The following is a 4,011-nucleotide window of genomic DNA, read 5'->3' as shown; positions in this document are numbered from 1 at the left end:
CCGCCGGCCCGGCGCCCCCGGGATCGCCGAGGGCGTCGCCCCGCGCTGCCCCGACCTCGGCGTGATGCTGCCGTACACCCCGCTGCACCGGCTGCTGCTCGGCCTGCCCGGCGACCCGGACGGGCCGCGGATGCTGGTGATGACCAGCGGCAACCTGTCCGGCGAGCCGATCGTCACCGACGACGCCGAGGCGCTGGACCGCCTCGCCCCGCTGGTGGACGGCTGGCTGGCGCACGACCGGCCGATCCACGTGCCCTGCGACGACTCGGTGGTGCGGGTGGTGGACGGCGAGGTGCTGCCGGTGCGCCGCTCGCGCGGCTACGCGCCGCTGCCGGTGCCGCTGCCGGTGGACGTCCGCCCGGTGCTCGCCGTCGGTGGGGACCTCAAGAACACCTTCGCGCTGGCCGAGGGGCGCACCGCCTGGCCCTCCGGGCACGTCGGCGACATGGACGACCTGGCGACCCTCGCCGGATTCGGCCGCGCGGTCGCCCAGTTGGCGGCCGTCACCGGGGTCCGCCCGGAGCTGCTGGCCGCCGACCGGCACCCGCGCTACCGCTCCGCGCAGTGGGCCCGGCGGCAGGCCCGCGGGCGCGAGGTCCGCACCGTGCAGCACCACCACGCGCACATCGCCTCGGCGATGGCCGAGCACGGCCTGGACGGCACCGGGCGGGTCATCGGCATCGCCTTCGACGGCACCGGCTACGGCGAGGACGGCACGGTCTGGGGCGGCGAGGTGCTGCTCGCCGACTACGACGGCTTCGACCGCTTCGGCCGGCTCGGCCACGTGCCGCTGCCCGGCGGGGACGCCGCGGTGGAACGTCCGTACCGGATGGCGCTCGCCCACCTGTACGCGGCCGGCCTGCCCTGGGAGCCCGGACTGCCCTGCACCGCGGCCTGCCCCGCGGACGAACTCCCGGTGCTGCGACAGCAGTTGGCGCGCGGCCTGAACTGCGTGCCGACCTCCAGCATGGGACGGCTGTTCGACGCCGTCTCCTCGCTCGCCGGGGTCTGCCACCGGGCCGGCTACGAGGCCCAGGCGGCCGTGGAGTTGGAGGCCGCCGCGCTGGACGCCGAGGACTCCGGCGAGCCGTACGCCTTCGGCATGCGGGACGAGGCCGGCGTGTCGGTGGCCGATCCCGGCCCGGTGCTGGCCGCGGTGGTCGCCGACCTGGCGGCGGGCGTGCGCGCCGCGGTGGTCGCCCGGCGCTTCCACGGTGCGGTGGCCGCCCTGGTGGAACGGTGGTGCCTGGCGGCGCGGGAGCGGACCGGACTCGGCACGGCGGCGCTCACCGGCGGGGTGTTCGGCAACGCGCTGCTCACCGAGGAGTGCCTGCACCGGCTGCGGGCGGCCGGCTTCACCGTACTGCGGCACCGGCTGGTGCCGCCCAACGACGGCGGTCTGGCCCTCGGCCAGCTCGTGGTGGCCGGCCGGACCGGCAGCTGAACGGCGGGGGCGCACCCGCCCCCGGAGGACGAACGAGGGAGCAGCCGATGTGCCTGGCGGTGCCCGGCAGGGTGATGGAGATCGAGGAGCGCGACGGCACCCGGATGGCCGTCGTGGACTTCGGCGGCGTGGTGAAGGACGTGTGCCTGGAGTACCTGCCCGACCTGGCGGTCGGTGAGTACGCGATCGTGCACGTCGGGTTCGCGCTGCAGCGCCTGGACGAGGAGTCGGCCCGCCGGACCCTTGAGCTGTTCGAGGAACTCGGGCTGCTGCAGGAGGAGTTCGGCGACCCGTGGGAGGCGGCCGCGGGCGCCCCGAAGGAGGCGGAGACCAAGTGAAGTACCTGGAGGAGTTCCAGAATCCCGAGCTGGCCCGGCGGCTGCTCGACGACATCCGGGCCACCGTCACCCGGCCCTGGGCGCTGATGGAGGTCTGCGGCGGCCAGACGCACACCATCATCCGGCACGGCATCGACCAACTGCTCCCGGAGGAAGTGGAGTTGATCCACGGACCGGGCTGCCCGGTGTGCGTCACCCCGCTGGAGGTGATCGACAAGGCGCTGGAGATCGCCTCCCGCCCCGACGTGGTCTTCTGCTCCTTCGGCGACATGCTGCGGGTGCCGGGCACGGACAAGGACCTGTTCCGGGTCCGCAGCGAGGGCGGCGACGTGCGGGTGGTCTACTCCCCGCTGGACGCGCTGCGGATCGCCGAGCAGAACCCGGACAAGCAGGTGGTGTTCTTCGGCATCGGCTTCGAGACCACCGCCCCGCCGAACGCCATGACGGTGTACCAGGCGAAGAAGCGCGGGATCCGCAACTTCAGCCTGCTGGTCTCGCACGTCCGGGTGCCCCCGGCGATCGAGGCGATCATGCAGTCGCCGGACTGCCGGGTGCAGGGCTTCCTCGCCGCCGGGCACGTCTGCTCGGTGATGGGCACCGCCGAGTACCCGGAGCTCGCCGAGCGGTTCGAGGTGCCGATCGTGGTCACCGGCTTCGAGCCGCTGGACATCCTGGAGGGCATCCGCCGCACCGTGCGCCAACTGGAGCGCGGCGAGCACACGGTGGACAACGCCTATCCGCGGGCGGTGCGCGACGAGGGCAACCCGGCGGCGCAGGCGATGCTCGCCGACGTCTTCGAGACCACCGACCGCGCCTGGCGCGGCATCGGCACCATCCCGCAGAGCGGCTGGCGGCTCTCGTCCCGCTACCGCGAGTTCGACGCCGAGCACCGCTTCGACGTCGGCGACGTCAACACCTGCGAGCCGGCCGCCTGCCGGGCCGGCGAGGTGCTGCAGGGACTGCTCAAGCCGCACGAGTGCGAGGCCTTCGGCACCGTCTGCACACCGCGCAACCCGCTGGGCGCGACCATGGTCTCCAGCGAGGGCGCCTGCGCCGCCTACTACCTGTACCGCCGCCTGGGTGCGCCCGCCGCACCCGCCACCCCGCTGGAGGCGAGCCCCGTTGCCTGACACCGACACCCTCGCCGCCCCCGACTTCTCCAACTGGAGCTGCCCGCTGCCGCTGCGCGACCACCCGCGGGTGGTGATGGGCCACGGCGGCGGCGGGGCGCTCTCCGCCGAACTCGTCGAGCACGTCTTCGCGCCCGCCTTCGGCGGCCCGGTGCTGGCCGCGCTCGGCGACTCCGCCGCCGTCACCCTCGGCGGGGTGCGGCTCGCCTTCTCCACCGACTCCTACGTGGTGCGGCCGCTGTTCTTCCCCGGCGGCAGCATCGGCGACCTGGCCGTCAACGGCACCGTCAACGACCTGGCGATGAGCGGTGCCACGGCCGCCTATCTGTCCTGCGGGTTCATCCTGGAGGAGGGCGTCGAGACGGCCCAGGTGGCCCGGGTCGCGCAGGCGCTCGGCGCGGCGGCACGGGCCGCCGGGGTCGAGGTGGCCACCGGCGACACCAAGGTCGTCGAGGCCGGCCGCGGCGACGGGATCTACCTCAACACCGCGGGCATCGGACTGATCCCGGCCGGGGTCGACCTGCGGCCGCAGCGTGCCGAACCCGGCGACGTGGTGATCGTCAGCGGGCCGATCGGGCTGCACGGCGTCGCCGTGATGAGCGTGCGCGAGGGCCTGGAGTTCGGCGTGGACGTGCAGAGCGACTGCGCCCCGCTCGGCGGGCTGGTGCAGGCGATGCTCGCCGTCACCCCGGACCTGCACGTGCTGCGCGACCCCACCCGCGGGGGCCTCGGCGCCTCGCTCAACGAGATCGCCGCGGCCGCCGGGGTCGGTGTGGTCGTCCGGGAGCGGAGCATCCCGGTGCCGCCGGAGGTCGCCAACGCCTGCGCGATCCTCGGCCTCGACCCGCTGTACGTCGCCAACGAGGGCAAGCTCGTCGCGTTCGTGCCGCGGCAGCACGCGGACGCCGTCCTGGAGGCGATGCGGGCGCACCCGTACGGTGCGGGCGCGGCGGTGATCGGCGAGTGCGTCACCGACCACCCCGGCATGGTGGTGGCCCGGACCGCGCTCGGCGGCACCCGGGTGGTCGACCTGCCGGTCGGCGAGCAGCTGCCGCGGATCTGCTGAGCGCCACCTGCCGCCCTTCACGGCGCGGCGAGC

Annotated in this window: 4 protein-coding genes; all 4 read left to right on the top strand. The window is 74.7% G+C overall.

The genetic code is table 11. From position 1 onward, the window contains the following. The coding region (locus ABZ641_RS28350) for a Sua5/YciO/YrdC/YwlC family protein (protein ID WP_359986217.1) at positions 1-1,444 on the top strand (1,444 nt) is incomplete at its 5' end. A gap of 47 nt (positions 1,445-1,491) precedes the next feature. Next, on the top strand, positions 1,492-1,782 hold the full coding sequence (locus ABZ641_RS28345) for a HypC/HybG/HupF family hydrogenase formation chaperone (RefSeq protein WP_344624068.1): 291 nt from the start codon (positions 1,492-1,494) through the stop codon (positions 1,780-1,782). Next, entirely contained in the window at positions 1,779-2,912 is a 1,134-nt protein-coding gene (hypD, locus tag ABZ641_RS28340) for a hydrogenase formation protein HypD (protein WP_344624069.1), read from the top strand. Before ABZ641_RS28345 ends, hypD begins: the two co-directional genes overlap by 4 nt. Next, positions 2,905-3,978: a hydrogenase expression/formation protein HypE gene (hypE, locus tag ABZ641_RS28335; protein ID WP_344624070.1), complete on the top strand. Its 1,074-nt coding sequence runs from the start codon at positions 2,905-2,907 to the stop codon at positions 3,976-3,978. Before hypD ends, hypE begins: the two co-directional genes overlap by 8 nt. Positions 3,979-4,011: the final 33 nt, after the last annotated feature.

This window comes from Kitasatospora sp. NPDC007106, from assembly GCF_040634455.1.
Taxonomy (GTDB): domain Bacteria; phylum Actinomycetota; class Actinomycetes; order Streptomycetales; family Streptomycetaceae; genus Kitasatospora; species Kitasatospora arboriphila.
The sequence above is the reverse complement of the archived record's forward strand: the minus strand, read 5'-3'. Positions and strand labels throughout refer to the sequence as shown.

Excerpts from the sequence above, each read along its gene's own strand:
- ABZ641_RS28345 (WP_344624068.1), top strand. The coding sequence starts at position 1,492 with ATGTGCCTGGCGGTGCCCGGCAGGGTGATGGAGATCGAGGAGCGCGAC.